The sequence below is a fragment of the Pseudomonas sp. UBA5706 genome (assembly GCF_002419965.1).
Lineage (GTDB): Bacteria > Pseudomonadota > Gammaproteobacteria > Pseudomonadales > Pseudomonadaceae > Aquipseudomonas.
Window position 1 is genome coordinate 1 of record NZ_DIHC01000013.1, and the last position, 5,737, is coordinate 5,737.

Genomic DNA, 5,737 nt, shown 5'->3' on the forward strand with positions numbered 1-5,737 from the left:
CGGACACTAGTGACGCAGAGCGTGGGAACGATCACCAGATCAAAGGGCAAGTAGTTGCGTGTGCGGATTCTCTACGAACCCCGCATAATCGACCCCGCGCGCTACACCGGGACATGATCGTTCCCACGCTCCGCACCGAGACATGATCGTTCCCGCGCTCCGCGTGGGAATGCCGTGTTAGACGCTCCGCGTCCCGGGGACGCAAAGCGTCACGCAATCCGTTCCCAACAATGGCAAGATCAAGGGCAAGTCGTTGCGCGTACGGATTCTCTACGAACCCCGCATAATCGACCCCGCGCGCTACACCGGGACATGATCGTTCCCGCGCTCCGCACCGAGACATGATCGTTCCCGCGCTCTGCGAGGGAAGGCCGTGTTGGACGCTCCGCGTCCCGGTGACGCAAAGCGTCACGCAATCCGTTCCCACGCAAAGCGTGGGAACGATCACCTTCCAGTTTCCATAAGAACTCCGAGGACACCGCTTTGCCCGTTACTGACGTTGTGATCATCGGCGCCGGCGCCGCAGGCTTGATGTGTGCATTCACCGCCGCCAACCGTGGACGCAAGGTGATGCTGATCGATCACGCGAACAAGCCGGGCAAGAAAATCCTCATGTCGGGCGGCGGACGCTGCAACTTCACCAACCTGTATACCGAGCCCGCCAACTTCCTCTCGCAGAACCCGCACTTCTGCAAATCCGCGCTGGCCCGCTACACCCAGTGGGATTTCATTGCACTGGTGAACAAACACGACGTGCCTTACCACGAGAAAAAACTCGGTCAGCTGTTCTGTGACAACAAGGCCAGCGACATCCTCAGCCTGCTGCTCAGCGAATGCGAAGACGCCGGTGTGAGCCTGCACATGGACACCTCGGTAGAGACCATCGGCAAGACCGAAAGCGGCTACTCGCTGCACACCTCGCTGGGCGGAATCACCTGCGAGTCTCTGGTAATCGCTACCGGCGGGCTGTCGATCCCCACCCTGGGCGCCACCGGATTCGGCTATCAGGTCGGCAAGCAGTTCGGCCATACCTTGCTGCCTACGCGCGCGGGTCTGGTGCCGTTTACCATCACCGACCAGCTCAAGGACCTGTGCACCGAGCTTTCCGGCACATCGGTGGATTGCCTGGTCAGCTGCAACGACACCAGCTTTCGCGAGAACATCCTGTTCACTCACCGAGGTTTAAGCGGCCCGGCGATTCTGCAGATTTCCTCGTTCTGGCAACCGGGCGATACGGTCGAAATCAACCTGCTGCCCGACCATGACGCGCACAGCTGGCTGACCGAGCAACAGGCCGAACGTCCCAATAGCGAACTCAAAACCCTGCTGGGCGAAATTTTCACCAAAAAGATGGCCAATCTGATCGCCGAGCAGTGGTTTGTTTCCAAGCCCATGAAGCAATACACCCACGCCGAACTGGCCGGCATCGCCGACAAACTGGTGAGCTGGCAGCTGGTTCCCGCCGGAACAGAAGGCTATCGCACGGCCGAAGTAACGCTGGGCGGCATTGATACCAAGGAAGTGTCGTCCAAGACGATGGAATCCCTGAAATCGCCCGGGCTGTATTTCGTTGGCGAGGTGCTGGACGTCAGCGGGCATCTGGGCGGGTTCAACTTCCAGTGGGCCTGGGCCTCGGCGTACGCGGCCGCGCAGTACGTGTGACGCTGGCAAGGTAGGCCCGGCGGTATTGAATTCATTCGCGATACGTCGACATACGCAACAGATAGGCGTCGGATGTACCGGCCGTTCGCGAATGAATCGCTCCCACAAAGATCAGAGCCGCCCGCCCGCCCCCCCGGAATAAATTTTGCGAACCGGATGTACAGCGCGCATCCGGCGCTGTACATATCCTTCAGCAGAATCAATCGCGAACAAGGCCGTCAGCGTTCATGGCATCGAAATCGTTGCGCAATACCTTCCGCCGCCTGTGGGCGCTGGACAAGTTTTCCTACAGTGTGCGGGTATTCATCGCACTGACCGGCAGCATGGCGCTGTGCTGGTACCAAAACGAGATGTCTCAGCTGATCCCGCTGTTTCTGGGGATCATCGCCAGCGCCCTGTCCGAAACCGATGACAGCTGGCAAGGCAGACTCAACGCGCTGGCAGTGACGCTGGTGTGTTTCAGCATTGCCGCGCTGTCCGTCGAACTGCTATTCCCTTATCCGGTTCTGCTCATCAGCGCCTTCGCCCTGGCCGCGTTCTGCCTGACCATGCTCGGCGCCTTGGGTGAGCGCTATGGCGCGATTGCCTATGCGACGCTGATCCTTTCGGTCTACACCATGATCGGCGTGGATCAGCGCGGCGGCGAGGTGACCGATTTCTGGCACGAACCGATGCTGCTGGTGGCCGGCGCCGCGTGGTACGGCCTGCTCTCGGTGCTGTGGCAGATGCTGTTCTCCAACCAGCCGGTGCAGCAGGCGTTGGCGCGGCTGTTTCGCGAACTGGGCCTGTACCTGAAAATCAAATCCGAACTGTTCGAGCCGATCCGCACATTGGATGTCGAAGCCAGGCGGCTGGACCTGGCGAAACAGAATGGCAAGGTGGTCGCCGCGCTCAACGTGACCAAGGAAATCATCCTCAACCGCGTCGGCAGCGGTCGGCCTGGTTCGAAGGTCAGTCGCTACCTCAAGCTGTACTTCCTGGCGCAGGACATTCACGAGCGCGCCAGTTCATCGCACTACCCCTACAACTCGCTGGCCGAAGCGTTTTTCCACAGCGACGTGCTGTTCCGCTGCCAGCGCCTGTTGCGTCAGCAGGGCAATGCCTGTCTGGCGCTTTCCGTGTCGATCCAGCTGCGTCAGCCGTTCATTTACGACGACAGCTTCGCCCATGCGCTGGACGATTTGCGCGCTTCGCTCGAACACCTGCGCATCCAGAGCAATCCCGCCTGGCGCGGCCTGTTGCGCTCCTTGCGCGCGCTGGCCAATAACCTGGCCACGCTCGACCGCCTGCTCAGCGATGCGAGTAATCCCGACGCCCTGGCAGACGCCTCCGACAGCAGCCTGCTGGATCGTTCGCCGCGTAATCTCAAGGACGTCTGGACTCGCCTGCGCCTGCAGCTGACGCCAACCTCCCTGCTGTTCCGCCATGCCTTGCGCCTGCCGCTGGCGCTGGTGATTGGCTGTCTGATGGTGCACCTGATCCACCCCTCACAAGGCTACTGGATCATCCTGACCACCGTGTTCGTCTGCCAGCCAAGCTACGGCGCGACGCGGCGCAAGCTGGGGCAGCGAATCATCGGCACCGCCATCGGCCTGACGGCGGGGTGGATTCTGTTCGACCTGATCACCACGCCAGTGCTGCAATCGATGTGCGCGGTGCTTGCCGGAGTGGTGTTCTTCGTCAACCGCACGACCCGCTACACGCTGTCCACGGCCGCGATCACGGTGATGATCCTGTTCTGCTTCAATCAGGTGGGCAACGGATACGGGTTATTCCTGCCGCGCTTGATGGACACCCTGCTCGGCAGCCTGATCGCCGGGCTTGCGGTATTCCTGTTCCTGCCGGATTGGCAAGGCCGTCGTCTGAACAAGGTGCTGGCCAATACCCTTACCTGCAACAGCATCTATCTGCGCCAAATCATGCAGCAGTACGCGCTGGGCAAAAGCGACGACCTTGCCTACCGGCTGGCTCGACGCAACGCGCATAACGCCGACGCCGCGCTGTCGACCACGCTGGCGAACATGCTGATGGAGCCTGGGCACTTTCGCAAAGAGGCGGATGTGGGCTTCCGCTTTCTGGTGCTGTCGCACACGTTGCTGAGTTACCTGTCGGGCCTGGGGGCGCACCGGGAAACACCGCTGCCGAGCGAGGTCCGCGAGCATCTGATCGAGGGGGCTGGCGCCAGCCTGTCGTCAAGCATCGAGGAGATTGCCCAGAGCCTGGCAACGCGTCAGCCAGTGGCAGTGCAAAGCGATGCCGAGGAAGCACTGGCGGCCGAACTTGAACAGATGCCCGAGGAAATCGATGAGGGTCAACGCCTGGTGCAGACGCAATTGGCACTGATCTGCCGCCAGCTCGGACCGCTGCGCACCCTGGCCGCGCACCTGATCAAGGAGCCGCCAACGCAAGCGCAAGTCACCGACCGTGCAGCTTGAGTATCTTGTCGTAAGTGCCATCGGCCTTCATGGCCGCGATGGCGTTATCAAAATCGGTGACGATTGTTTCGTGGTCGGGGTTCCTCAGGCTGACCAACATGTGCAGGCCATTTTCACTCAGTGAGTTGTGCACGAATTCGACGCTGTCGCGCACCTCGTCAGGCTCGCGAGTGAGGGCGAACCGCGCGGCATACTCGTCCTCGACCGTCAGCTCCACTCTCCCTGCCGCCAGCATGCGCACGGCGGTGGAGAAGTTCACCACCGGGACTGTTTTCAGATCTGCATCCTTGTCGAAGGCTGACGAGTACGCATAACCGCGCACCACCGCAATCGAGTAGGGGTGCAACTGGTCAAGGCTCTGGTAATCGATATCGCTGGATTTACGCTTGAGAAAGCGCACGCGATTGAGCAGATACTCTCCGGAAAACTGGCCGATGCGCGTGCGTTCCTCGCTGTACCAGGCGTTGATCAAAACGTCGTAACGCCCTTCGCTGACGCCATGGATCGCACGCGCCCAGGGGACTTGCTCATATTCGGTGGTGTACCCGGCACGGCCCAAAGCGGTGCGGACCAGATCGGTGGAGAGCCCGCCATTGAGCAATGACACGTCCGAATACGGTGCCCACGCATCACCAGCGATGCGCAGCTTTTGCGCTGACACGTCCTGCGCTACCAGCAGCATTCCCAGCAAGGCCATGGCTCGAAGCAAACGCGGCATGCTCAAGATCCCTTAGCAGGTAGAAAGCGTGCAACTCTCAGCGCCGATCAAGTGACGCAATGGCATCCCGGCAAGCACGAAGGCGGCCTGGGCAGCCAGATTTGAGGCAGTGTACGCGACAGTAGCAAGTGGCCTTCATTGAAGACCGCTTACTGACTTTCCACAACCGATAAACGGCCAATGTTTGTGCCGCAGTTCAAGAAATCGCGCAATATTCCGGCCGCCATCACACCTGCCATGACGTCACGACTTTGGGCTGGCGCCAATATGCGTTTAGTATCCGGGACTGACTACTTTCTCGTGAGCTGGCTTCATGTCTATCAACTGGATTTGCAAACACCATACCGCCCTCGACAAGGAACAGTTGTACGCCATTTTGCAACTGCGCGCGCAGGTGTTCGTGGTCGAGCAAAAATGCTGGTACCAGGACGTCGATGGTCAGGATTTGCTGGGCGACACGCGCCACTTGATGGCCTGGAAGGACGACGAGCTGGTGGCCTACCTACGACTGCTGGACCCCATCCAGCAGAACGGCGACGTCACCATCGGACGCGTAGTCACCGCCCCATCGATGCGCAACAAGGGCATGGGCCATGAACTGATGGTGCAGGCCCTGGAACACGCCGAGCGCAACTGGCCCGACCAGCCGATCTACCTGTCGGCCCAGGCGCATCTGCAAGGCTATTACAGCCGTTATGGGTTCAACCCGGTGGGCGAGATTTACGTCGAAGACGGTATTCCGCATATCGGGATGCGTCGGGACCTGGATTAAACCTGCGCCTGGCCGCACCGAGCTAAGCACGGCTTGGCGTAATGGCGGTCTTGAGTTCGTTGCCTCAGGAGCGTCATTAAGGACTTCAACAGCAATCCGATTCCTGGCCCTGATTCTGGCCGAAGGCCGTAGGAGCCTGGCTTGCCGGCG

Annotated in this window: 4 protein-coding genes; 3 read left to right on the forward strand and 1 reads right to left on the reverse strand. The window is 60.4% G+C overall.

Annotation, left to right across the window (positions count from 1 at the left end; all coding sequences use genetic code 11):
- Window positions 1-483: 483 nt before the first annotated feature.
- Together B3I26_RS07215 and yccS are read left to right on the forward strand one after the other, a co-directional pair.
- The gene (locus B3I26_RS07215; RefSeq protein WP_296256515.1) at window positions 484-1,662 is read left to right on the forward strand and encodes an NAD(P)/FAD-dependent oxidoreductase; all 1,179 of its coding nucleotides are present in this window, start codon (window positions 484-486) and stop codon (window positions 1,660-1,662) included.
- 227 nt (window positions 1,663-1,889) lie between these two features.
- Window positions 1,890-4,097, forward strand: coding sequence for a YccS family putative transporter (gene yccS / locus B3I26_RS07220; RefSeq protein WP_296256517.1), 2,208 nt, complete (start codon window positions 1,890-1,892; stop codon window positions 4,095-4,097).
- Here yccS and B3I26_RS07225 read toward each other — a convergent pair.
- Window positions 4,078-4,815 carry a substrate-binding periplasmic protein gene (locus tag B3I26_RS07225; protein ID WP_296256519.1) on the reverse strand — a complete coding sequence of 246 codons (738 nt, stop codon included), beginning with the start codon at window positions 4,813-4,815 and terminating at the stop codon, window positions 4,078-4,080. The genes yccS and B3I26_RS07225 overlap by 20 nt on opposite strands.
- A gap of 313 nt (window positions 4,816-5,128) precedes the next feature.
- Between B3I26_RS07225 and B3I26_RS07230 the strand changes: the two genes are divergently transcribed.
- A complete protein-coding gene (locus tag B3I26_RS07230) occupies window positions 5,129-5,587 on the forward strand; it encodes a GNAT family N-acetyltransferase (RefSeq protein WP_296256521.1) in 459 nt (152 codons plus the stop codon).
- Window positions 5,588-5,737: the final 150 nt, after the last annotated feature.

Excerpts from the sequence above, each read along its gene's own strand:
- B3I26_RS07225 (WP_296256519.1), bottom strand. The coding sequence starts at position 4,815 with ATGCCGCGTTTGCTTCGAGCCATGGCCTTGCTGGGAATGCTGCTGGTA.
- B3I26_RS07230 (WP_296256521.1), top strand. The coding sequence starts at position 5,129 with ATGTCTATCAACTGGATTTGCAAACACCATACCGCCCTCGACAAGGAA.
- yccS (WP_296256517.1), top strand. The coding sequence starts at position 1,890 with ATGGCATCGAAATCGTTGCGCAATACCTTCCGCCGCCTGTGGGCGCTG.